This window comes from Neorhizobium sp. 2083 (assembly GCF_031455615.1).
GTDB lineage: Bacteria > Pseudomonadota > Alphaproteobacteria > Rhizobiales > Rhizobiaceae > Neorhizobium.
This window is the reverse complement of sequence record NZ_JAVDTC010000001.1, coordinates 597116-619971: the sequence shown is the minus strand read 5'-3', so window position 1 is coordinate 619971 and position 22856 is coordinate 597116. Positions and strand designations below refer to the sequence as shown.

Here is a 22856-nt window from a genome sequence, read left to right as displayed (position 1 = left end):
ATCGAGGGTCAGCGGCTTACTCGAAGGCGAGCGAGGTTTCCATCGCCCGGTTGCCGGCAATGACCAGGATGCCCCAGCGTTTGCCCTTGATGTCGTAGTTTTTCGGCAGCTTGCCGACCGGCATGTCGAGCGCGTAGGCCTCGCCGTCGCGGCGGCCGTTGACGCCGTCGAAGAGCACATGGCCCTGCGGACCCGTGACGATCACCTGTGGCGGCGCCGAGGTTCCCGCCGGCAGCTTCAGCTTCAGGCTCAGCTTGTCGCGCCCGTGCGTCATCGCATAGTGGGTGACGGCAAAATCTCCCGATGGCGCTTCCGGCAGTTTCGAGGCGGCGGCATTGAGGATCATCGCCTCCTCGACCGGCGTGCCCTTGGTCGCCCCGAGCTGCAGCGAGAAATCCGCCTGGAAGGGAATGCAGATGTTGCGGCAGAGACCGACAAAGGCCGACGCGCCGAGGTTCAGGGGCTTGCTCGGATCTTCCATCTTGAGCTCGAAAGGCAGGGCGACCGCATGGTCGTAGCCGATATCGCGCAAATTGCCGTTGTCGATCCGCTTCGGCACCGGATAGGCCATGCTGCTCAGCGTCACGCCGCTTGCCTTGGAAAACACCATCTGCGGAGGAATGCCGGCATCGCCCGGCTCCTTCCAATAGGTGATCCAGCCGGCCTTCGGCTCGATCTGCAGCGCGCCGCGCACCGTGCCGTCCGGCTCCGGCGGCATCGCCACGATCCGCATCCGGCCGCCTTCGTTGCTGGCCCAGGGGGAGGTCTCTGCACGGCCTGCCGAGGCAGCACCGAGCGCCGCGCCCGCGGCGATGCAGGCGGCGAGCACGGTCGGTACCCTCGAAGGGATGTTACGCATCGAAATTCTCTTCATTGCCCAGGCATTTAACCGATCGGACGTGTCCAAACCAGTCACGAGCCGGCGCATGCCGATCATTTTCGGTTGATTGATCGGGCAGACTGCCCCATCTTGATGGAATGGCAATCGACGCTGTCCTGCCCATGGTTGGGCCGGAAGGCAGGCTGGAGGCATCATGGCTTTCTCGACCCTGGGGGACAAGAGCGAACGGGGCTTTCTGGACGGGCAGTTCCTGATTGCCATGCCGGGCATGCAGGACAGCAATTTCACCCGCGCCGTCGTTTATATCTGCGCCCATTCCCAGGCCGGCGCCATGGGTTTCATCATCAACCGCCCGCAGCAGATCTCGTTCACGGACGTTCTCCTGCATTTGAAGCTCATGGATCAGGCCGATGCGATCATGCTGCCGGTCCAGACCCGCGACTTCCCGATCCTCTCGGGCGGCCCGGTGGAGACGGGGCGCGGCTTCGTGCTGCATTCGGACGATTTTGTCAGCGAATCCTCCATTCCGGTCAGCGACGACATCTCGCTCACCGCCACGCTCGATATCGTCCGCGCCATCTGTGACGGACGCGGGCCGGCGCGGGCCACGATGCTGCTCGGTTATGCCGGCTGGGGTCCCGGCCAGCTGGAAATCGAGATCGGCAACAACGGCTGGCTGAACTGCGCAGCCAGCGAGGAATTGATCTTCGACCGGGCGCTGGAAGGCAAATACGAACGTGCCCTGGCCCTGCTCGGCGTCAGCCCGGAAATGCTCTCCAGCGAAGCCGGCCACGCCTGATTTCTAAATTTTGGAAAACCCCGGAACGAAGCCCCCGGCCCGGAGTTCTTCTTCCCGCAGGACGATGGACGTCCGCGAGAAGGAGAAGCATGATGGGCAGCACCAGTGACAAGATGGCCGGCAAGGCCAACGAAGTGGCCGGTAAGGTCAAGCAGGCCGCCGGCGATATGACCGACAATCCGAAGCTCAAGGCAAAGGGTGCGGGCCAGGAAGCCAAGGGCCATGCGCAGCAGGCCAAGGGCAAGGTGAAGGATGCCGCAAAGAGCGTTGTCGACCGTATGTAACGGTCACGTTCCAAGCCTAGAATTCAAACCTGTTCCGGCTCCGGCTGGAGCAGGTTTTCTGTATCCGCCTCGTTCCCATCCGCCTTTACTCGATCCGACGGAACCTCCATGCGTCTCTACGACTGCGATCATTGCGGCCAACCCATCCATTTCGACAACCGCTCCTGCGTGAACTGCGGCCACCGGCTGGCTTTCGTGCCGGAAATGCTCGCCATGCATGCGCTGGAGGAGGATTCGACAGACGGTACCTGGCATCTGATCGCAAGACCGGAGCACAGGGTCAGGCTCTGCGCCAATGCCGGCCCGGATATCTGCAACTGGACGGTGATCGCCGATGATCCGCACCCCTTCTGCCCGGCCTGCCGTCATAACCGGCTGGTGCCGGATGCCGCGACCGAGGTCGGCCTCAACCAGTGGCGGCGCATCAGCCAGGCCCAGCGGCATCTCTTCTATTCGCTGCTGCGGTTGAACCTGCCGCGCACCAATCGCGAAGAGGATCCGCAGGGCGGTCTCGTCTTCGACTTCCTCATCGACGAGGTACAGCCCGACGGCACCGTCGTGCCGGCCATGACCGGTCATGAGGAAGGCCTGATCGCCATCCGCGCCGCCGAGGCCGACGATGTCACCCGCGAACAGGTGCGGGTCTCGATGAACGAGCCCTATCGCACCATGCTCGGTCATTTTCGGCACGAAACCGGCCACTACGTCTGGGACAAGCTGGTGCGCGACGGCGGCCGGCTGGCCGAGTTCCGCGCCGTCTTCGGCGACGAGACCGCCGACTACGGCGCGGCGCTGCAGAGGAATTACGAGCAGGGCCCGCCGCCCAACTGGCAGGACTTCTACATCAGCACCTATGCGAGCTCCCACCCGTGGGAAGACTTTGCCGAATGCTTCGCCCATTATCTGCATATCGTCGACACGCTGGAGACCGCCCGCGCCTATGGCATGGTGATCGAACCGCGCGGCCATGCGGAAATGGCGGCGGAGGTGGCGTTCAATCCCTATGCGGCGCGGGATGCGGAACAGCTCGTCGCAGCGTGGGTCCCGTTCAGCATGGCGCTCAACAGCATCCATCGCTCGATGGGCCAGCCGGATCTCTATCCCTTCGTCCTGTCGCAGGCCGTCATGGTCAAGCTGGAATATATTCACCGGCTGATCCACGCCCACCGCGGATAGAAAACCTCCGCCGGAAAAAGAAAACCCGCCTTTCGGTGGATCGAAAGGCGGGAAGCAGTTTGTGGGGCGCATTCAGAAACCCCTGGGAATTAGGAGGTAAGATCACGATTTCGTCAACTCGAAATATGCGTTTTCATATTTTCGGAAGTGCTGTTTTGCGATGAAATCGCTGCTTTCGCCTTCTTCCCATGACAAACGGCGGATTTTACAGGTTTTTACCCGTGATTACTTCTAGTTTTGGCCTCAGTAGATCCTGAGCGTGTTAAGACCCAGCGCCGTGCGGCCGGCAAACTCGACCTGAGGGCCGGTCCTCATCGGGTGGTAGCGGGCGCCCTGGATGTCGCGGAACCGGCGTTCGAGGCCGTTATTGCGATAGAACGCCGCGCCGCCCGCCGTTTCCATGGCCAGTTCGGTGGCAGCAATCGCGTGGCGGGCGACCAGCGAACGGCCGATCATGATCTCGTTGGTCGTATCAGGCGAGGGTTCGCCGCGCTCGGCCGCCGCGATCATGGCGGCATGGGCATATTGCGCCGCCCGAAGCTCGGTCTCCATCCGTCCGGCGAGCTCGATCACATGCGCATCCGGCTCCTTCCGCTTGGCCAGCTCGATGGCGATGTCGCGGGCACTTTCCGCAACCCCGAGATAGGCCGAGTAGATCAGCGGGAAGGCGATCATCGAAATGATGTGGAAGAGCATGTGCCATTCGCCCTGGTTGCGCTTCAGCGCCACCGCCTCCTCCGGCACCACATGGCCCTCGATCATCACGTCATTGGATCCCGTGCCGCGCATTCCCATCACCTTCCAGGTGTCGAGAATTTTGACATGCGGCGATTTCATCGGCAGGCCGAAATGCAAGACCTTCGGTCCGTCCGGTTCATCGAGGACGGCGCCGGTCATCAGGAGATCGCCCATCGGCGAACCGGAGGTGAAGATCTTGCGGCCGGTGATCCGGTAGCCGCCGTCGACCTTCTCGGCCTTGCCGGACCCCTCGATCCAGTCCGAGCCGCCGCTCGACAGAAGGATGATCCGCTCTGCCGCCACGCGTTTGAGAAGCGGCATGACCGGCGCCGCCTTCTGATGCGTCCAGCGCCAGGCGGGGATCGCCACCTGATGGGTGTGCATCGAAAAGGCGAGCGCGGTCGATCCGCAATGATGCGCGAGCTCCCTGATCATCTCGCAGAGTTCGCGAACCTCCGCGCCGCCGCCGCCCAGATCGGCCGGAACGCCGGCCTCGACCAGGCCGGACTGGCGCAGGTCGCGGTAGTTCTCGGCGACAAATGCATCGCCGTCACCGCCCTCCACGGCGCGTGCCGCAAACACCGGTCCGAGCGATCTGGCGATGCCGATCGCATTGGAATGGACCGTGTGAGCGGGCTTGAATTCGGTTGCTGCCGTCATGGTTTTCTCCTCCCATCTGTTGAGAATGGGCGGATTGTTGGCCGCTGGACGCATAGCCGCAAGTACAGGAAATGGACTAGGTCTGGCCTGCGGCCCGGATCGTCAATGGTGTCGGCCCTGCAGTGCCAGGCGTGCCAGGCAGCCCGCGAGCCATGGAAAGGAGCCCGGAAAAGCCGGTACTCCGTCTCCGTAACCAGATGTTCAAGCGCTTTTCGGCTTCTTCTTCGAACCTGCAGGCCGGGTGGAATTTAATGCTGCGGCGGCGCGAATGAGTGCCTTGAATGCCTCTTCATCGATCTTGTCGCCCTCGTGAAAATCGATGGCGCGCCTTGTGTTGCCCTCGAGGCTGGAGTTGAAGAGACCGGCAGGGTCTTCAAGGGAGGCGCCCTTGGCAAAGGTCAGCTTCACGGCCGCCTTGTAGGTTTCTCCGGTGCAGATGATGCCGGCAAGCTCCCAGACGGGAACCCCACGCCATTTCCACTCCTCGATCACGTCGGGCTCGGCCTGCCGGATGAGCGCGCGCACCCGCGAGAGCGTCTCGCCCCGCCAGTCGCCGAGCTCCCTGATCCGCGCGTCGATCAGCTGCGAGGGAGAGGTTTCTCCGTCCTTCGAAGCGCTTTTCGTCGTCTCCATGGCAGATGTCGCTTTCTTCATGATGATGGTCGCCGTTTACATTTTCTCGCCGGGCAATTGGCTCGCCTGCCTTATCCAGTCGGCAAGCTGGGCTTCGTCGAATTCGTCGCCCTCGTGGATATGGAAATAGCGCGTCTGCGGCGTCTTGGACGCGCCGGGAGGGACGGGGTCGAGCGAAGCGCCGCGAAAGAAGGCGAGCTTGATGTATCTGGCAAAGCAGTGGACGCCGAGGAACCAGCCGTCGCCTTCGATGCCGTAGAGCGGCGAGTTCCATTTGACCGCCTTGTAGACGTCAGGAACGGTGCGCGTGACGAGCGCGTCGAGACGGCGCCCGACATCGCTTTTCCAGCCCGGCATGGCTGCGATATAGGCCTGCACGGGCGCATTGCCATAACCCTTGGCGATCTGCGGATTGCCGCCCGACAGGAGCACCGGTTCCGCTTCGGCATGGCCTGCGGCTGCCCTCTGCACAACCTTTCCCGAGGTTCTGGATGTCCTGCCGGCCATTCGCTTCACTCCTATCCGCGGACGCCTTGCCCGCTGCGGCGGGCGTAAGGCAGCGCAAACAGATATAGGCCGCTGAACAATAGCAGGAAGAGCGGCGGCAGGGGAGAATAGACCACCCACGGGGGTGGCTCGCCGAAGCCCATGGCGACGAAATTGGCAATCACGGTCAAGGTGAAGGCGATCGACAGCCAGCGGTGGAGCTGCCGGATCAACATGTTCCAGGTCAACGATAATTCCTCCTCTAGAACGAATTTGCGATGTGTCCGCCCCTCCTCGCGGGGAGGGGCGGATAAACCATTCCGGCCGCCCGTTGGCCCGCCGGTACGCCAACGGGCGATGATCGAACCGGTTTTCGGCTGCGGCGTCCTGAATTCGCCGCCGGTGCCGCCTCGCGTCAGCCCTGACGTGCCAAAACCGTTTCCAGCGCGCCGAGGAAGCCCTGCCATCCGTGGCGGGCGCCGTTGAAGGCGAGCTTCTGATCCGGCCGGAAGCCCGACTGCTCCATGCGCAGATGGGTGCCCGCGCTCGTCGGGGTCAGCGTCAGCGTGACGACGCTCCTCAGATCATAGGCCGGATCGTCATGCGCATGGTTCCAGCTGTAGGAGAGCCTTTCGTGGAGATCCACCGCCAGCACCTCGCAATCCAGCACGCCGCCCCATTCGCCGCGCAGATTGAAGCGGTGGCCGACGACAGGCTGAAAATCGTTCTTCATCAGCCATCCTCGACAAGGTGCTGCTGCGTCAGCGCCCGCCACACCTTTTCCGGCGGATGGGGGAACTCGCGTTCGACGACGACGGTGCGGATTTCGGTCGAGCTATCGTTCATTGGTCCATCCTCTTGAGCAGGTCCTCGAGCTGGTCGAAGCGGCTTTGCCAGAACCCGGCCATCTCGCGCGTCCAGTCGACCAGGGGGGCAAGCGCGCCGAGCTGGGCGCTGTAATGGGTCTGTCGGCCCTCGTGGCGGTCGCGCACCAGCCCGGCTTGCTTCAGCAGCCCGAGATGTTTTGAGACGACCGGTTGCGAAACGCCGGCCTGAGCCGTCAGGGCACCGACCGTCTTTTCCCCTTCGCGGCACAATCGCTCAAAGAGCGCCCGGCGGGTTGGGTCGGCGAGTGTTCTGAAGAGCACGTCGTGAGCGTCCGGCACTTGGAGATCCATACCTCGTTGACTATGGATTTACGTATAGCTACGGAGCTATGAATAAGTCAAGCGAGAAGTGGAATTGGCTTGATTGACTTGGCCAAGGCGCCGAGCTGCGGATTTATGATAGTTACATGGCTATGTATTCGACGGGACGTGCCGGTCACGCAGGGGCGCCGGTGATGGCGCGATACTTTCAGTCCCGACCGGCGCTGCGGCATGCAATCGGTAGTCCATAAAGCGGACTTGGTTCGCTTCCGGAACGGGATTATCCTGACCTGGGGCATACTGAGGAGGTTGGCGATGTTGGAGGTCACCGCGAGCTATGGCCAGTTCTGCCCGGTTGCAATGGCGGCGGAGATTTTCTGCACCCGCTGGACGCCGCTCATCCTGCGGGAACTCCTTTGCGGCAGTTGCCGCTTCAACGACTTGAGGCGCGGTGTGCCGCGCATGTCGCCGACCCTGCTCTCGAAACGGCTGAAGGAACTGGTCCAGGCGGGCATCGTCGAAAACCGAAGGGGAGAGGACGGCGCGACCGAATACCACCTGACGCCTGCCGGCGAGGATCTGCGCGAGGTGGTGATGACGCTCGGCTTCTGGGGCCAGCACTGGGTCGAGACCCAGCATTCGCTTCAGAAGCTCGATCCCTCGCTGCTGATGTGGGACATGCGCCGCCATCTCGATCCGACCCCGATGCCGTCCCGGCGCTGCACAGTGCTGTTCCAGTATCCCGAACGGCCGGCGGCCCAGCAACGCTACTGGCTGGTCGTCGACGGCGGCGAGGTCGATATCTGCTCGACCGATCCGGGCTTCGAGATCGACCTCTACGTGACCTCGTCGCTCAGGACGATGACGGCGATCTGGATGGGTCTCGCAACCGTGCGGGCCGAGATGGCAAGCGGCCGGCTTGAACTCGACGGCGATCCGGAAATGGCAAGCTCGATGCAGCAATGGCTGGGTTTGAGCCCGTTTGCGCGGGAACGTCCGAGAACGGGGAAGGCGGCGTGACCTCGTCTTCGTGATCGAAAAGCTCCTGGAGAGTGCGGCTGTCTCCCAACGATCTCCCCCCTTGAGGGGAGATGTCACGAAAGTGACAGAGGGGGTAGCGACGGAGCGGCAAAGTCCAAGGTTGATGTGGTGCGGATACACCCCCCTCTGCCCTGCCGGGCATCTCCCCCTCAAGGGGGGAGATCGGCTGGAGCGGCCGTCCCACCATACATCGTCGGTAGAGGCTTACGCCCGCTTGGTCAGCGGAAACCGCTCCTTCAACAGCCGCAGCACCGCGTCTGCCGGCGCGGGCGGGCCGAACAGGTAGCTCTGGCCGAAATGGCAGCCCATCTTGGCGAGTTCGGCCGCATCCTCGTCGGTCTCCACGCCTTCGGCCACCACCGTCATTTCGAGCGCCCGGGCCATGGCGATCACCGATCTGAGCAGCACGGCACGCTTTTCCGTCGCGTTGCGGACCAGCGCCTTGTCGAGCTTGATCGTGTCGAACGGGAACTGCGTGAGGTAGGCGAGCGACGAATAACCGGTGCCGAAATCGTCGAGCGCGAGGCTGAGGCCGGTTTCTTTGAGCTTGGCGAGCACCAGGCGCGCCTGTTCCGGGTTCTCCATCATCAGCGACTCGGTGAGTTCGAGCTTCAGCTGACCCGGATTGACCTGGGTCTTCTGCAACAGCGCGCGCACGTCGTTATAGAGGTCGGCATTGAGCAATTGCGCGCTCGACAGGTTGACCGACACGAAGACCGGCAGGTCGCCCGTCTGCTGCTGCCAGATCATCAGGTCGGTCGCGGCGCGGTCCATGGCGAACAGGCCGAGCGGGCCGATCAGGTCCGACATCTCCGCGATCGGGATGAATTCCGAAGGGGGAATGCTGCCGCGCTTGGGGTGGTCCCAGCGCATCAGCGCCTCGAAACCGGCGATCTCGCCATCCTTCAGGCTGATGATCGGCTGATAGGCGAGGAACAGTTCCTTGCGCTCGATGGCGCGGCGCAGATCGGTCTCGATCTGCAGCTTGTCGGCGCCGGCGGCCCGGAAGGCGGGGCGGAAAGGCTCGACGCGGTTGCCGCTGGCGCGTTTCGCCCGGTACATGGCAAGTTCCGCGTCGGCCAGCATGCCGGAGGCACTTTCCTGCTGGTCGACCCAGGAGGACAGGCCGATCGAGGCCGTCAGGATGATCTCGCGATTGGCGAAATTGATCGGCACCATGATCGCCTTGGAGACCGCGTCGGCGAAATCCGCCACCTTGGCCGGATCGCGTTCCGAAACCAGGATCAGGCCGAACTGGTCGCCGGCAAGCCGGGCCAGCGTATCCTGCGGCTTCAAGAGACGGCGCAGGCGCCGGGTCAGCGCGATCAGGATATTGTCGCCGGCCGCAATGCCGAGTGAATCGTTGACCTGCTTGTAGCGGTCGATGTCGATTGCCATCACCGTCGGCCGCAGGGTGTCGCCGCCAGGCGCGAGCGTCAGCACCGATTGCAGCCGGTCGAGGAAGACCTGGCGGTTCGGCAGGCCCGTCAGGTTGTCGTGCAGCGCGTCCTGCAGCAACCGTTCGACGGAATTCTTCTGCTCGGTCACATCCACGATCGTCCCGACGCAGCGGATGATTTCGCCGTTCGAGCCGAGCACCGGCCGGGCGCGGATCTGCAGCCAGTGGAAATGCCCGTCCTCGGCGCGGATGCGGAATTCGTGGTTCAGCCGGCCGCGGCGGTGTTCGAGAAGCACGTCCAGCGTGGCGCGAAAGCGGTCCCGGTCGTCGGGGTGGAGGCGTGGCACCCAGTTGCGCACCGGCCCGTGCATGGCGCCGGAATCAAGCCCGAGGCGGGCCGAGATGTCGGGCGTGGTGACGACGCGGTCGCGCGCCACGTCCCAGTCCCAGACTGTATCGCCGCTGCCCGTCAGTGCCAGCGACTGGCGTTCGAGGTCCGAAAACAGGCCCTGCTGATAGGCCCCGCCGGCAAAGGCGTGCTGCATGACCGTGAAGCCGATCAGAAGCACGATCAGCACCAGCCCGCCGCCCAGCGCCGGCTGGATGATGTCGTTGTCGAGTTTGCCGGTCACCGTCAGCCAGCCGCCGAACAGCCAGACCAGGATCAGCGCCCAGGTCGGCACCAGCAGGATCGCCCGGTCGTAGCGGTTGAAACCGAGATAGATGATCAGAAGGATGCCGACCGTGCCGGTCAGCGCAAACGAGATACGGGCGATGCCGGACGCGACCGACGGGTCGTAGATCGCCACGCCGCCCAGCAGCACAAGGCCGACCACCCAGGCAAGCGTCGCGTAACCCAGATGCACATGCCAGCGGTTGAGGTTGAGATAGGTGAACAGGAAGATGACGAGCGAGGAGGCGAGCGCCACTTCCGCCGCCGCGCGCCAGATGCGCTGGTCGCCCGAGGTGATGGTGATCAGCTTGTCGAGGAAGCCGAAATCCACGCAGATATAGGCGAGCACCGCCCAGGCGAGTGCCGCCGCCGCCGGCAGCATGGAGGTACCCTTGACGACGAAGAGAATGGTCAGGAACACCGCCAGCAGACCGGCAATGCCGAGCACGATGCCGCGATAGAGGGTGAACGAGTTGACCGTGTCCTTGTAGGCGTCCGGCTGCCAGAGATAGATCTGCGGCAGCGAGGGCGTCGCCAGTTCCGCCACGAAGGTGATGGTCGAGCCGGGGTTCAGCGTGATCCGGAAAACATCGGCATCTGCGCTCGGGATGCGGTCGAGCGCAAACCCTTCCGACGGCGTGATCGAGATGATGCGCTGCGAGCCGAGATCCGGCCAGAACATTTTCGAGTTGGCGAGCCGGAAATGCGGTGCGACTATCACCCGTTCGAGCTGTTCTTCCGAGACGTTGGAGAGTGCGAAGACCGCCCAGTCGCCCTGGTGGCCGGGCGAGCTGGCGCGCACCTCGATGCGACGACGGATGCCGTCCGCGGCGGCGGCGGTCGAGACCTGGAAGGCTTCGCCCTGGTTGACGTAGATATCCGTGGTTCTCGTCAGGTCGAGCGCGGTGTCGTCCCGCGAGATCTTGACCGGTTCTGCGGCGTGCGCACCCGGCGCCGCCGTCAGGAACATGGCGGCAACAAGGAGGGCGATGATCGCCGGAACGAGGCGGATCAACGGCGCAGGACGCAAGGAACGGGCGCTCATGGCTTCAGCATCTTCCCGAACTCACCGTCTTCCGGCAGCCGGGAAAACATCAGGTGGTCGCGCCATTCGCCATTGATTTTGAGATACTTGCGCAAAAGACCTTCCTGCTCGAAGCCGGCCTTTTCCAGAAGCCGTACACTTTTCCAGTTCTCCGGAATACAGGCTGCCTCGATCCGGTGCAACTGAAGTCCGCTGTAGATGTACGGGATAGCCACCTTCAATGCGGCCAACATATGGCCTTGGCCGGAATGTTTTTCCCCCATCCAGTAGCCGATCATGCAGCTCTGCGCCGCCCCCCGGCGGATATAGCCGATGGTCAGGCCGCCGAGCAGGACCTGATCGTCCCGGCGAAAGAGAAGCAGCGGTACGGCAAGCCCGGACGCATATTCCTGGCCGCTCCTGACGACGCGCGAGCGGAACGATCCCTCGGTCAGTTCGTCCGGCCGCCAGATCGGCTCCCAGGGCTGCAGGAACGGGCGGCTTTCCGAGCGCAGCCGCTGCCACTGCTTGTAATCGGAATAGCGGGGAAGCCGGAGCAGGTGGCTTTCGCCATAAAGCTCTGGTGTGTCCGGCTGTCGCGACAGAAACCGAAACACCGACTTGGTCATGCGAGTGCTGCTCCGGGCAGGGCGGCCGGTTTAACCGGCCTTCTTCGACTGGATCCCCGGCGAGGCGAGCGCCGCGGTGATGTCGCCGAGCGGCGCGAGCTGTTCGATCGGGCCGACCGCCGACAATGTTGGAACTGTATCGAAAAACAGCCGTCCGGCAAGATCGGTGAGCCGCTCGGTGGTGATCCCTTCCAGCCGTTCCATCATTTCCGGGTTCGGGATCGGGCGTCCGTAGAGCATCATCTGGCGGGCGATCTGGCCGGCGCGCGCCGCCGGGCTTTCCTGGCCCATCAGCAGCTGGGCGCGGATCTGGGCGCGGGCGCGGTCGATTTCCTGCTGGTGAATGGTTTCCGAAGACTTGCGCAGCTCGTCGAGGATGACGGGCACCAGCGTCGGCAGCTCGTTGCCGCCGGTCGCCGCATGGATGCCGAAGATGCCGGTATCGGAAAAACCCCAGTGGAAGGCATAGACCGAATAGCAGAGACCGCGATGTTCGCGCACTTCCTGGAACAGGCGCGACGACATGCCGCCGCCGAGAATGTTGGCAAGGATCTGCGAACAGTAGAAGTCGCGCATGTGATAGGCCTTGCCCTCGAAACCGAGCAGGACCTGCGCGTCCATCAGGTCGCGGGTTTCGCGCACGTCGCCGCCGATATAGCGGGCGGTTTCGAGCACGGGAGGCGCGCTCGGCGTCATCGGCAGGCTGGCGAAACGCTCTTCCACCTGTTTGGCGAAGGTCGCATGATCGACGGCGCCGGCCGCGACCACGAACATCCTGTCCGTCGTGTAATTGCGCGAAAGATAGTTGCGGATCTGGCCCGGCGAGAAGCTCTTGACCGTTTCCGGCGTGCCGAGGATCGGCCGGCCGAGCGTCTGGCCGAGATAGGCGACCTCGGAAAACTTGTCGAACACCACGTCGTCGGGCGTGTCGTTGGCGGCGCCGATCTCCTGCAGGATGACGTGCTTTTCGCGGCGCAGCTCTTCCTCGTCGAAGGCCGATTCCGTCAGGATGTCGGCGAGGATATCGACCGCGAGCGGCACATGGTCCTTGAGCACGCGGGCGTAATAGGAGGTGGTTTCGGTCGAGGTTGCAGCATTCAGCTCGCCGCCGACATTCTCGATTTCCTCGGCGATGTCGCGAGCGCTGCGGCGGGCGGTGCCCTTGAAGGCCATGTGCTCGAGGAGGTGGGCGATCCCGTGTTCGTCCTCGGTCTCGTTGCGTGATCCGGACTTGATCCAGACACCCAGCGCGACGCTCTCCAGATGCGGCATGGTTTCGGTGACGACCGTCAACCCGGAGGCGAGCCGGGTGATTTCTACATTCATCTTTACGTCTTTCCGGCGCCGCCGATACTTGTATTACTTAGCGCGGGCATGCTCGCCGATGAAAGTTTCGACGGACTTAAGCTCAGGCTCCAAGATATCGAAGCGCTCCTCCCTTTGCATAAGATCAGCAAGCCATGATGGAAGCGCCGGATCAATTCCGCAAGCGGATTTTACCGAGGCCGGAAATTTGGCCGGGTGGGCGGTGGCAAGCGTCACCATCGGGCTCGCCGGCTTTGCATTCTTTTTCGCGACGAAAACGCCGGTCGCCGTATGCGGGTCGAGCAGGTATCCGGTTTCGGCAAGCGTCTCGCGGATCGTCGCGGCAACCTGCCGCTCGGTCGCCCGGCCGGCGCGGAATTCGCGGCGGATCGCTTTCAGCGCGTCCGGCTTGATCTCGAAACTGCCGGACTGTTTCAGCCCGGCCATGGCGGCGCGAACCGAGCCGGCATCGCGGCCATAGGCCTCGAACAGCAGCCGCTCGAAATTCGACGAGATCTGGATGTCCATCGATGGCGAGGTGGTCGCCTTGACGTCGCGCATCTCGTAGCGCCCGGTCTTCAGCGTCCGGGCTAGGATGTCGTTGTCATTGGTGGCGATCACCAGCCGGTCGATCGGCAGGCCCATTTTCTTGGCCACGTAGCCCGCGAAGATATCGCCGAAATTGCCGGTCGGTACCGTAAACGAGATCTTCCGGTCCGGGCCGCCGAGCGAAACGGCGGCGGTGAAATAATAGACCACCTGCGCCATGATCCGCGCCCAGTTGATCGAGTTGACGCCGGAAAGCCTGACCCGGTCGCGGAAGGCGACGTCGTTGAACATCTCTTTCACGAGGTTCTGGCAGTCGTCGAAATTGCCCTTCACGGCAAGCGCATGCACATTGGCGGCAGTGGACGTCGTCATCTGCCGCTGCTGTACGGACGAGACCTTGCCATGCGGGAAGAGGATGAAGATGTCGGTGCGCTGGCGCCCCGCAAAGGCGTCGATCGCCGCCCCGCCGGTATCGCCCGAAGTCGCGCCGACGATCGTCGCGCGTTCGCCGCGCTCGGCGAGCACATAGTCCATCAGCCGGGCGAGCAGCTGCATCGCCACGTCCTTGAAGGCGAGCGTGGTGCCGTGGAAGAGTTCGAGCACAAAGTCATTGGGCCCTGTCTGCACCAGCGGCACGACGGCCGGATGCCGGAAGGTGGCATAGGCGTCCGCGATCATGCCCTTCAGCTTGTCGGCGGGGATTTCGTCGCCGACGAAGTGCTTGAGGATCTCGAAGGCGACTTCCTGATAGGTCTTGCCGCGCAGCGCGCGAATTTCCTTTTTGGAGAGCGAGGGCCATTGGCGCGGCACATAAAGGCCGCCGTCGCGGGCAAGCCCCGCCATCAGCGCATCCCGAAATCCGAGCGGAGCGGCTTCGCCCCGGGTAGAAATGTAGTCCACGACCGTCAATCCCCAATCGATTTTTATTCGCGCCGCTGATATAGACCAGGAAAATGGGCGGTGAAAGACCGGAAAACAACAGTCCGGTTCGCTTCGGTGTCTGCCCGGAAATTGCGATGGAAGAGGGTTGAGTACGGTGTTTGCAAAGATTTCGCGTAGTTTGCTGGCGGTATCGGTCGTTGCGGTTCTCGCAGGCTGCAATTCCTCGGCGCCGACCGAAGGACTGACCCCAACCGCCAATGCGGCCCCCGCAGGTCAGGCCGTAACCCCGGTCGTGCAGGCCTTCTGCCCGCCGGTCGTGATGCTGGAGCAGACCGCGATCCATCGCGCCTATGCGCGCGGCGGGGAGAACAAGCCGGAAAAGCTGCTCTACCAGGCTTCGCTCGCCGACGCGACGCGCCAGTGCACCGCCAATGAAACGACGCTGACCATCAATGTCGTCGCACAGGGCCGCGTCGTGCAGGGCCCGGCCGGCGTTCCCGGCAAGGTCACCCTGCCGATCCTCGTCGAAGTGGTCGATGGCGACAGCGTCATCTATTCGCAGAAGGTGGCCTTCCCGGTCGACATGCCGGCCGGCGGCACCCAGTTCATCTTCAACAAGGCGGATGTGCAGATCCCGAACGCCCAGGGCGGCGCGTCGCGCTTCACCCGCGTCCGCCTCGGCTTCGACACCGGCCCCGCAAAGAAGCCGGTCCGCCGGAAGTGATCTAGAAAGAAACGGTCGGGGTTCTCAGAACGCGCCGGCCCATTCGCCCAGCGCGGCGATGACGGCCGGCAGGTCCATCATCCGCGAGATCACGGTTTCGGCGCCCGCATCCGTCAGCCGGTCGGCATGGCTCGGATAGGTGTGGGATGCGCCGGTAAAGCCGACGACGCGCATGCCCGCGGCCTTGGCGCCATGGACGCCGTGGGTGGAGTCCTCGATCACCAGGCATTTCTCCGGCGGGACTTTGAACTGCTGGGCGGCGTGCAGGAAGATGTCCGGCTTCGGCTTCACCCGATCCGGCCCGAGGTCCTTGGCCGAATAGATGTGCGGCGCGAAATACGGCTTGAGGCCGACCTTTTCGAGCATCATGTCGATCCGGTGGCTGCTCGAATTGGAGCAGATGCAGCGCTGCGTCGTCAGCCTTGCGAGTGCGAATTTCACCCCGTCGATGATCTTAACGTCGCGCCCGAGCCGCGCGTCGAGCAGCGTCTCGGACTTGTCGATCAGCGAGGCCGACAGCGGAATGTTAGCTTCCTTCTCGACCTCCAGAAGAATGTTCTTCCAGGTCATGCCGGCGAATCGCTCGCCCATTTCCTCGACGCTGATCGGGTAACCCGCCTCCGTCAGCAGCCGGGATTCCACCTGTGCTGCGATGATTTCTGAATCGACGAGAACGCCGTCGCAATCGAAAATGATGAGGTCGAAGCTGCTCATGAGGAAATGCCTTCTATGGGCCTGTATGGAAGGTGAGGCGGCCTTTTATACGATGGTACCGCAAACCTCAACCAACCGCCATGCATGGCGGGAACAAGCGTAGCGGGCGGCTCTCGACAAGCCGGGGGTGGCGTTCTAAGGAACGCTGATGAGCAAGGAGCCGGAAGACACAATCGCCAGTCGAATCAGCCGGGTGCTTGCCGATCGCATCGTGCGCGGCGAGCTCGCTCCCGGTGCCCGTCTTCGCCAGGATCACATCGCCGAGGAATTCCAGACCAGTCACGTGCCGGTGCGCGAGGCCTTCCGCCGGCTGGAGGCGCAGGGCCTGGCGATCAGCGAGCCGCGCCGCGGCGTGCGCGTCGCGTCCTTCGATCTCGCCGAAGTCCGCGAGGTGGCGGAAATGCGCGCCGTGCTGGAAGTGCTGGCGCTCCGCCACGCCGCCCGGCACCTGACCCCCGCCATCCTCGATGCGGCGGAGGAGGCGACGCGGGAAGGCGATGCCGCCGCCGACGTGCATGCCTGGGAAGACGCGAACCGCCGTTTCCACCGGCTGATCCTGGCGCCCTGCGGCATGAGGCGCCTGCTCGCCTCGATCGACGACCTGCATGCCGCAAGCGCCCGCTTCCTGTTCTCGGCCTGGCAATCCGGCTGGGAAAAGCGCACCGACCACGACCACCGCGCCATCCTCGCCGCCCTCCGGCAGGGCAGGACGGACGAGGCCGCCGCCATCCTGCAGAAGCATGTGCAATGGATCGGCCGCGGCCCGCAGCCGGCGAAAAACGGTACGCCACGCGAAACTTTCGCAATCGTCGGCTGATCATTTTCCAAAATTATAGATAATTTTTATCACTAAGAATTCCGTGCTTTCCGGCCTATTTTGGCCGCCGGCATGGCTTTTCCTGCTCGCCGTCCGTCGGATGTGTGATGCGAGGCCCTTGCGTTCAACAAAAATCCGCCTCATAAAATAGATGGGAGTCAAAATTATCTATAATTTGAAAAGGAGAGGCCAATGACCCTGATAAGTTCCCAGCAGACGCTCGTTTTCGATCCCTTTCGGCTTGCCGCCCGGTCCGTTCCCGCCAAGCTCCTGTTCGTGCTTGCGGGCACGCTGGTGCTGGCGGTCGCGTCCCGGATCGCCGTGCCGATGGTTCCGGTACCGATCACCATGCAGACCTTCGCCGTGACCATGATCGGTGCGCTTTACGGCTGGCGGCTCGGCGCCTTGACGGTACTTGCCTGGCTTGGAGAGGCCGCGCTTGGAGCGCCGGTGCTGGCGGGTGGGGCAGGCGGTATTGCCGCCTTCGCGGGGCCGACCGCCGGTTATCTCTTTTCCTTTCCGGTGATTGCCGCCGTTGTCGGCTGGCTTGCCGAACGCGGCTGGACCGGGCGGCGCATCCTCGCCAGTTTCTCTGCACATCTGATCGCAAACCTACTATGCCTTGCGCTCGGCTGGGCCTGGCTTGCGGCGCTGATCGGCGCTGAAAAGGCGTTCTGGGCCGGTGTTGCTCCGTTCGTGCTGGGTGCTGCGCTGAAATCGGGCCTGGCGGCGGCTGTCCTAGCAGCAGTCGCCTCCCGCAACCGCGCTGCCGCAGAATGACGGTGAGGCTTAGGCCGCATCATCTTCTCTGCATGCTGACCTTTGTCGGCGAGGGCTATAGCCCGGCCTTCGTCGTGAACTATCGTCGTCTCGCCGGCCGGCTTTCTGCCGGCGAGACGATCGAGATCGTCTCCGGCCCCGACGATATCTGCGCCCCGCTTCTGGCGGATGAAGCCGCGCATTGTTTTGGTGTGTCGGTTGCCGGTCGTGATGCCGCGGCGCTTGCGGATATTGCCGGCCTGCTTGGCCGGGAGGTTGAGATCGGTACGGCGATCGCCTCCGATCCGGCGCTGTTCGAGAAAATGCGCCAAGCCTTCTCTGCCGGCGTGACGCGCCGCGCCTGCACGGGCTGCGAATGGAGCAGCCTTTGCGATCGTATCGCGGGAGAGGATTATGCAGACGCGCTGGTCATGAAGATCAGCCGGCCGGAAAAAGAGCCAGAAACTTCCGCTCGCCTTCGGGCGTGAACAGCACGGCGCGGCTTTCCCCGCTGCGCCGTGCCCAGCCCTTTTCGAGGAAATGGGCAAGCAGCGCCTTGCCGAGCGTGCCGGCCAGATGCGAACGCCGTTCGCTCCAGTCGAGGCAGGATTTGCAGAGCGGCCTGCGGTTGGATGCCAGTGAAGCCACATCGATACCGAGCGTGCCGAGTTCCGCGCGGCCGTCCTCGGTCATCGCCAGGTTCTCGCCGTCGCTCTCGATCGCGCCACGGGCGACGAAACTGTCGAGCATCCTGACCCCGTAATCGCCGGCCAGATGATCGTAGCAAACGCGCGCCTTGCGCAGCGCCGGATCCTTCGGTCCCGGCCGGTGGCGCAGATGGCCCCGGCTCGCCGCAAACCCCATGATGTTTTCGAGCAGCGTGCCGGCGGCCGCATCGGCAAGCGTGAAATAGCGGTGCCGTCCCTGCTTGCGCTGGGCAAGAATGCCGCCTTCCTCGAGCTTGGAGAGATGCGAACTCGCCGTCTGCAGCGTCACCCCGGCTGCCTGCGCCAGTTCGGTCGCCGTCAGCGCCTGGCCGCCCATAAGCGCCGTCAGCATGTTGGCGCGGGCGGGATCGCCGAACAGCATTCCGATGCGGGCAATGTCGGGACCTTCTTTCATACTTCGACCGTAACCGAAGCATCTCCGTCTGGCAACATGGCAAAACGTCCCCACACCACAAGGAGAGAAAGCCATGATCACCTGCTTCATCCGCTACGAGATCGACCCGTTCAAGAAGGACGAGTTTGCTGAATATGCCCGCAACTGGGGCCAGGCGATCCCGCGTTGCGGCGCCGACCTGATCGGCTATTTCGGCCCGCACGAGGGCTCGGCGACAACCGCCTACGGCGTCTACAACATCGACAGCCTCGCCGCCTACGAGGCCTATCGCGCCCGGCTGACGGCCGATCCGCTCGGCCGGGAGAATTACGCATTTTCCAAGCGCGAACGCTTCATCCTCAAGGAGGACCGCATCTTCCTCAAGAACGTATCCATGCCGCACGGAGCTTTGGTAAAGCCATGATCGCCGTCATTTTTGAAGTCATCCCCTATATGGGCGAGCGCCACAAATATCTCGACCTTGCCGGCGAGCTGCGGTCGGAGCTGGAAACCATCGACGGCTTCATCTCGATCGAGCGTTTCGAAAGCCTGACATTGCGCGGAAAGATCCTCTCCCTGTCGTTCTGGCGGGACGAGGAGGCCGTCAAGACCTGGCGCAATCTCGAAAGCCACCGCGCCGCCCAGAAAGCCGGCCGCGGCGGAGTTTTTGCCGACTACCGCCTGCGCATCGGCCATGTCGTCAGGGATTACGGCATGTTCGAGCGGGACGAGGCGCCGAAGGACAGCCGCGAGGTACATGCGGCTTAGCATATAGATCCACGCCTTGGGACAACTTAAAGCTGCTTTTAACGACCTTCTCTTATATTGTGTGGAGGAGGGTGCTCGATGGTCTTCAGGTCCAAACGCGATATTGCTGTAAACAACGAGGTCAACAAGCATCATGCGGGTTGGTGCAATCAACTCGCGACCGCAGTTGGGGCTGCCGGAGCAATTGTGCCGCTGACCGCCGCAGCCTTGAGCTTTCAGGTCACCGTCACCACCTTTGTCGGTGCGGCTTTTTGGATTTTTCTGGCAATCATGCTACATAGCTTGGGCGCTATTCTTTTGCGGAGGATCAGAACTGATGACGACATCAATTCAGACGTTTGATCTCCTTTATGTGACGATGCCCCTCGTCGGTTGCATCATCGTCGGCGCCCTTATCGCCTACAATCTCTATCAGCAGCGTCATAGAGGCTCCTAAGCTGCTGGGAGTGTTCCCCGTCAGAAAACCTGCAACGCGGAGCTTTCGATCCTGTCTTTCAGCATCGGATGAAGACTGTCGCGGGTCGTGACATCCACTTCTGTCGCAAGTTCATCTTCGAGGAAGAGCTTGATGCCGGTGAGGTCAACCAGGGAGAACTTCTTGTCGGGATCATAATCGATAAACAGATCAAGATCACTCGATGGTCCAGCTTCATCACGGGCGACGGAGCCGAAAAGATAAAGATAAAGCGACGTTGCGCCGAGCGCCCGGATGGCGTCGGCCTGCTGCTTCAGCTTTTCGATCGCTTCGCTTCTTTTCATGGCGTGATTGTAGCGCAACCCGGCCCATCTTTCCACGTTCCGAAATTTTTCCCGAATTCTTCCACCGCTTCAGGCTTTGGTAACCAAAATGGGTAACCATAACAGTCAGTAAATTGGTATCGAGTAGAGCGTAGCGAGTAGCACATGGCAGCAGTTCTTCCGCTGGCCGACCTGAAGCGTCAGGTCCGTCCGGACACTTGGCTAAACTCCATCATCAAGGGCGATTGCGTCGCTGCCCTGGAAGCCCTGCCGGATCATTCCGTCGATGCGATCTTCGCCGATCCGCCCTACAATCTCCAGCTCGGCGGCACGCTGCACCGTCCCGATCAGTCGCTGGTCGATGCCGTCGACGACGAGTGGGACCAGTTCGCCTCCTTCGAAATGTATGATGTGTTTACCCGCGCCTGGCTGCTCGCCTGCCGCCGCGTCTTGAAGCCGCACGGCACGATCTGGGTCATCGGCTCCTATCACAATATCTTCCGTGTCGGCGCGATCATGCAGGACCTGAATTTCTGGCTGCTGAACGACATCGTCTGGCGCAAGGTCAACCCGATGCCGAACTTCAAGGGCCGCCGGTTCCAGAACGCCCACGAGACGATGATCTGGGCAAGCCGCGACGCCAAGGCCAAGAGCTATACGTTCAACTACGATGCGCTGAAGGCGTCCAATGACGACGTGCAGATGCGCTCCGACTGGCTGTTCCCGATCTGCTCCGGCGGCGAACGCCTGAAGGGCGAAGACGGCAAGAAGGTGCATCCGACCCAGAAGCCGGAAGCGCTGCTCGCCCGTGTGATCATGGCCTCGACCAAGCCGGGCGATGTCATCCTCGATCCCTTCTTCGGCTCAGGCACGACCGGCGCGGTTGCAAAACGCCTTGGCCGCAATTTTGTCGGCATCGAGCGCGAGCAGGATTATATCGATGCGGCTTCCGCCCGCATCGCCTCCGTCGAGCCGCTCGGCAAGGCGGAACTGACGGTCATGACCGGCAAGAAGGCCGAACCTCGCGTCGCCTTCAACACGCTGGTCGAAAGCGGTCTCGTCAAGCCCGGCCAGGTCCTGACCGACGCGAAGCGCCGCCACAGCGCGATCATCCGCGCCGACGGCACGCTCGCGGCAGGTGGCGAGGCTGGTTCCATTCATCGCCTTGGCGCGAAAGTGCAGGGCCTTGATGCATGCAACGGATGGACTTTCTGGCATTTCGACGATGGGCAATCTCTCAGGCCCATCGATGAACTGCGATCCGTGATCCGCAACGATATGGCGAAATTGGACTGATCCACCGGTCCCCGCCACATCGACAGAATGCCTCGTCCGGTTTCGTACCTCTAGTCCCGGACGAGGATAATTGGCGCCCGGGAAGGCTGATCCCGGGCGCCATTTCTTTTTTCGCTCCCTATGCAGGCGGCCAAAACCGAAACCCTTGCGAAATTTAGCTATTCCCGCCGTCGCCTGCGCTTGTTATCGTAGGTTGCACAGGGTTGAGTAAATTTCCAATTTTGCGTTTTGACAAATGTCCCTGCCTGTCAATGGCGAGTTGCGCCACCGGATCGAGCGTGCGCTGGCGCGGTTCTCTCCAAGCTGGGAGGGCAGGGATGCCGCGCGCCGTGCCGTGGCGCTGAAGATGCTGATCCTCTGCGAGCTGGCCGGCGGCCGCCTGCGTGTCGTCGATGCGCTCGGCCTCAAGGACAACACGCTCGACAACTACCGCCACGGCAAGACCGAACCGCGCCACAGCACGCTCAACATGCTGGCGGAACTCGCCGACGTGCCGATCGAATATCTCGGCAACGACTGGTCGGTGGAGGAAGGGGTCATCTATTTTTCACCCCGGGAGGTTTTGCCGCCCGGGTTTTCCGAGCCGAGCCCGCTTTGGAATGACGCCGACCGCGTTGTGATCCCGGCTTATTCCGACGAGGAGGACGGACAGCCTTCGCTCGACCGGCCGGATACCACATGGGCGGCCATGCCTCGGAGCTTGTGGGCGAAGCTTTCGGTCGATCCGGAAAACCTGCGCATCGTGTCCGCAAGGGGTGACAGCATGTCGCCGACGATCGTCGACGGAGCCCCGATGTTTGTCGATATCAGCGACCGCAAACTGGAGGACGGTCGCGTCTACCTGTTCGATGTCGGCGAGGAACTGATCGTCCGGCGGGTGCAGAGGCTCCCGCATGGCAGCCTCGAACTGCTGCCGGACAATCTGGAACGTTATCGCCCGCAGCACGTGCTGAAGGATGGTCAGGCGGATCTCAAGGTCGTCGGGCGCGTCCGCGTCGCGAGCCGGATCCTGTAGGCCCGGCCCGCCAATGCCCGGCTGTTATGGTTCGATCCCGTGGGCGATCAGATCCCGCCGCAGCGTTTCCGGGTCCTTGAAATGCACGGCCTGCCAGCCGGCGGCGCGGGCACCTTCGACATTCGCGTAGCTGTCGTCGATGAAGATCGAGGCCTCGGGCGTAAGCCCGAAGTCGCGGGCATGCCTTTCGTAGATCGCCACGTCGGGCTTGATCAGGCCGATCTCGCCCGACACGGTGACGCCGCGCGGCTTGTTGAGAAACGGAAAGATCCTTCTGGCCTCGACGAACGTGTCGGCGGCGAAATTGGTCAGCATCGTCACGTCGCGGCCCTTGTCGATCAGGCCTTCCATGATCGCGACCGAACCGTCATAGGCGTGCGGCACCATTTCGTGCCAGTATTTGCGGAAGGCGCGGATCTGCTCCTCGCGCTGCGGGAACCGTTCGATCAGCAACGCCTCGGCGTCTTCCCACTTGCGCCCGCGGTCCTGTTCCAGGTTCCATTCATGGGTGCAGACGTTCTCGAAGAACCATTTGCGCTCCTCTTCGTCGGGAATGATGCGGGCAAAGGGAAGGTTCGGATCGTAGTGGATCAGCACTTTGCCGATGTCGAAGACGATGTGGTCGATCTTGGCTGCCATGGATATGTCCCGGAAATA

Annotated in this window: 27 protein-coding genes and 1 pseudogene; 13 read left to right on the top strand and 15 right to left on the bottom strand. The window is 62.8% G+C overall.

The genetic code is table 11. From position 1 onward, the window contains the following. Positions 1-16 precede the first annotated feature (16 nt). Positions 17-859 carry a protein-disulfide reductase DsbD domain-containing protein gene (locus J2X76_RS03320; RefSeq protein ID WP_310213122.1) on the bottom strand — a complete coding sequence of 281 codons (843 nt, stop codon included), beginning with the start codon at positions 857-859 and terminating at the stop codon, positions 17-19. A gap of 175 nt (positions 860-1034) precedes the next feature. On the opposite strand from J2X76_RS03320, the gene J2X76_RS03315 reads away from it, so the two are divergent. The 3 genes from J2X76_RS03315 to J2X76_RS03305 all read left to right on the top strand — a co-directional run bounded on the left by J2X76_RS03315 (position 1035) and on the right by J2X76_RS03305 (position 3100). Beyond that, positions 1035-1640 (top strand): YqgE/AlgH family protein, encoded by a 606-nt coding sequence (locus J2X76_RS03315; RefSeq protein WP_113130546.1) that lies wholly within the window; start codon positions 1035-1037, stop codon positions 1638-1640. 92 nt (positions 1641-1732) lie between these two features. After that, positions 1733-1924 (top strand): CsbD family protein, encoded by a 192-nt coding sequence (locus J2X76_RS03310; RefSeq protein WP_007769134.1) that lies wholly within the window; start codon positions 1733-1735, stop codon positions 1922-1924. Between the two features lie 108 nt (positions 1925-2032). Beyond that, the gene (locus tag J2X76_RS03305) at positions 2033-3100 is read left to right on the top strand and encodes a putative zinc-binding metallopeptidase (RefSeq protein ID WP_113130547.1); all 1068 of its coding nucleotides are present in this window, start codon (positions 2033-2035) and stop codon (positions 3098-3100) included. 243 nt (positions 3101-3343) lie between these two features. Here J2X76_RS03305 and J2X76_RS03300 read toward each other — a convergent pair whose 3' ends face one another. The 6 genes and pseudogenes from J2X76_RS03300 to J2X76_RS03275 form a co-directional block, all read right to left on the bottom strand. Further along, entirely contained in the window at positions 3344-4498 is a 1155-nt protein-coding gene (locus tag J2X76_RS03300; RefSeq protein WP_310213115.1) for an acyl-CoA dehydrogenase family protein, read from the bottom strand. Positions 4499-4699: 201 nt separating this feature from the next. Beyond that, positions 4700-5152, bottom strand: a complete 453-nt coding sequence (locus tag J2X76_RS03295; protein ID WP_113283657.1) for a DUF1801 domain-containing protein — start codon at positions 5150-5152, stop codon at positions 4700-4702. A gap of 15 nt (positions 5153-5167) precedes the next feature. Next, positions 5168-5638, bottom strand: a complete 471-nt coding sequence (locus J2X76_RS03290; RefSeq protein ID WP_310213111.1) for a DUF1801 domain-containing protein — start codon at positions 5636-5638, stop codon at positions 5168-5170. Positions 5639-5649: 11 nt separating this feature from the next. Next, complete coding sequence (locus J2X76_RS03285) at positions 5650-5865, bottom strand: hypothetical protein (protein WP_113130551.1); 216 nt, start codon at positions 5863-5865, stop codon at positions 5650-5652. 167 nt (positions 5866-6032) lie between these two features. Then, positions 6033-6463: pseudogene (locus tag J2X76_RS03280) on the bottom strand (SRPBCC domain-containing protein). Further along, the gene (locus tag J2X76_RS03275; RefSeq protein ID WP_113130611.1) at positions 6460-6783 is read right to left on the bottom strand and encodes a helix-turn-helix transcriptional regulator; all 324 of its coding nucleotides are present in this window, start codon (positions 6781-6783) and stop codon (positions 6460-6462) included. The pseudogene J2X76_RS03280 and the gene J2X76_RS03275 overlap by 4 nt, the downstream one beginning before the upstream one ends. Before the next feature lie 297 nt (positions 6784-7080). Between J2X76_RS03275 and J2X76_RS03270 the strand changes: the two genes are divergently transcribed. Continuing rightward, entirely contained in the window at positions 7081-7785 is a 705-nt protein-coding gene (locus J2X76_RS03270; protein WP_113283660.1) for a helix-turn-helix domain-containing protein, read from the top strand. 225 nt (positions 7786-8010) lie between these two features. Here J2X76_RS03270 and J2X76_RS03265 read toward each other — a convergent pair whose 3' ends face one another. The 4 genes from J2X76_RS03265 to thrC all read right to left on the bottom strand — a co-directional run bounded on the left by J2X76_RS03265 (position 8011) and on the right by thrC (position 14294). Continuing rightward, a complete protein-coding gene (locus J2X76_RS03265) occupies positions 8011-10848 on the bottom strand; it encodes an EAL domain-containing protein (protein ID WP_405029998.1) in 2838 nt (945 codons plus the stop codon). A gap of 71 nt (positions 10849-10919) precedes the next feature. Continuing rightward, positions 10920-11531 carry a GNAT family protein gene (locus tag J2X76_RS03260; protein ID WP_310213098.1) on the bottom strand — a complete coding sequence of 204 codons (612 nt, stop codon included), beginning with the start codon at positions 11529-11531 and terminating at the stop codon, positions 10920-10922. A gap of 30 nt (positions 11532-11561) precedes the next feature. After that, positions 11562-12857 (bottom strand): pitrilysin family protein, encoded by a 1296-nt coding sequence (locus J2X76_RS03255; RefSeq protein ID WP_113130556.1) that lies wholly within the window; start codon positions 12855-12857, stop codon positions 11562-11564. Between the two features lie 33 nt (positions 12858-12890). Then, positions 12891-14294, bottom strand: a complete 1404-nt coding sequence (gene thrC / locus J2X76_RS03250; protein WP_310213095.1) for a threonine synthase — start codon at positions 14292-14294, stop codon at positions 12891-12893. A gap of 127 nt (positions 14295-14421) precedes the next feature. Between thrC and J2X76_RS03245 the strand changes: the two genes are divergently transcribed. Beyond that, complete coding sequence (locus J2X76_RS03245; RefSeq protein WP_113130557.1) at positions 14422-14991, top strand: PilZ domain-containing protein; 570 nt, start codon at positions 14422-14424, stop codon at positions 14989-14991. 24 nt (positions 14992-15015) lie between these two features. Here J2X76_RS03245 and J2X76_RS03240 read toward each other — a convergent pair whose 3' ends face one another. Continuing rightward, positions 15016-15705: an HAD family hydrolase gene (locus J2X76_RS03240; RefSeq protein ID WP_113130558.1), complete on the bottom strand. Its 690-nt coding sequence runs from the start codon at positions 15703-15705 to the stop codon at positions 15016-15018. 148 nt (positions 15706-15853) lie between these two features. Here J2X76_RS03240 and J2X76_RS03235 point away from each other — a divergent pair, with 148 nt between their 5' ends. From J2X76_RS03235 to J2X76_RS03225, 3 genes are all read left to right on the top strand, one after another. Further along, a complete protein-coding gene (locus J2X76_RS03235) occupies positions 15854-16522 on the top strand; it encodes a GntR family transcriptional regulator (protein ID WP_310213090.1) in 669 nt (222 codons plus the stop codon). A gap of 192 nt (positions 16523-16714) precedes the next feature. After that, on the top strand, positions 16715-17302 hold the full coding sequence (locus J2X76_RS03230) for a biotin transporter BioY (protein WP_113283665.1): 588 nt from the start codon (positions 16715-16717) through the stop codon (positions 17300-17302). Continuing rightward, entirely contained in the window at positions 17299-17769 is a 471-nt protein-coding gene (locus J2X76_RS03225; protein WP_310213084.1) for a DUF1284 domain-containing protein, read from the top strand. Before J2X76_RS03230 ends, J2X76_RS03225 begins: the two co-directional genes overlap by 4 nt. Here J2X76_RS03225 and J2X76_RS03220 read toward each other — a convergent pair. After that, entirely contained in the window at positions 17720-18403 is a 684-nt protein-coding gene (locus tag J2X76_RS03220) for a helix-turn-helix transcriptional regulator (protein ID WP_113130562.1), read from the bottom strand. The genes J2X76_RS03225 and J2X76_RS03220 overlap by 50 nt on opposite strands. Positions 18404-18476: 73 nt before the next feature. Here J2X76_RS03220 and J2X76_RS03215 point away from each other — a divergent pair, with 73 nt between their 5' ends. The 3 genes from J2X76_RS03215 (at position 18477) to J2X76_RS03205 (ending at position 19492) form a co-directional block, all read left to right on the top strand. Then, positions 18477-18806, top strand: coding sequence for an NIPSNAP family protein (locus J2X76_RS03215; RefSeq protein WP_310213079.1), 330 nt, complete (start codon positions 18477-18479; stop codon positions 18804-18806). Beyond that, entirely contained in the window at positions 18803-19150 is a 348-nt protein-coding gene (locus J2X76_RS03210) for an antibiotic biosynthesis monooxygenase (protein WP_310213076.1), read from the top strand. Before J2X76_RS03215 ends, J2X76_RS03210 begins: the two co-directional genes overlap by 4 nt. 78 nt (positions 19151-19228) lie before the next feature. Continuing rightward, on the top strand, positions 19229-19492 hold the full coding sequence (locus tag J2X76_RS03205) for a hypothetical protein (RefSeq protein WP_113130565.1): 264 nt from the start codon (positions 19229-19231) through the stop codon (positions 19490-19492). A 114-nt stretch (positions 19493-19606) separates the two neighbouring features. On the opposite strand, the gene J2X76_RS03200 is transcribed toward J2X76_RS03205, so the two are convergent. Then, on the bottom strand, positions 19607-19909 hold the full coding sequence (locus J2X76_RS03200) for a nucleotidyltransferase family protein (protein ID WP_310213071.1): 303 nt from the start codon (positions 19907-19909) through the stop codon (positions 19607-19609). Positions 19910-20053: 144 nt separating this feature from the next. Here J2X76_RS03200 and J2X76_RS03195 point away from each other — a divergent pair, with 144 nt between their 5' ends. After that, on the top strand, positions 20054-21184 hold the full coding sequence (locus J2X76_RS03195; RefSeq protein ID WP_310213069.1) for a site-specific DNA-methyltransferase: 1131 nt from the start codon (positions 20054-20056) through the stop codon (positions 21182-21184). A gap of 235 nt (positions 21185-21419) precedes the next feature. Then, positions 21420-22199: a S24 family peptidase gene (locus J2X76_RS03190; protein WP_310213064.1), complete on the top strand. Its 780-nt coding sequence runs from the start codon at positions 21420-21422 to the stop codon at positions 22197-22199. A gap of 24 nt (positions 22200-22223) precedes the next feature. On the opposite strand, the gene J2X76_RS03185 is transcribed toward J2X76_RS03190, so the two are convergent. Continuing rightward, the gene (locus tag J2X76_RS03185) at positions 22224-22838 is read right to left on the bottom strand and encodes an HAD family phosphatase (protein WP_310213061.1); all 615 of its coding nucleotides are present in this window, start codon (positions 22836-22838) and stop codon (positions 22224-22226) included. Between the last annotated feature and the right edge of the window lie 18 nt (positions 22839-22856).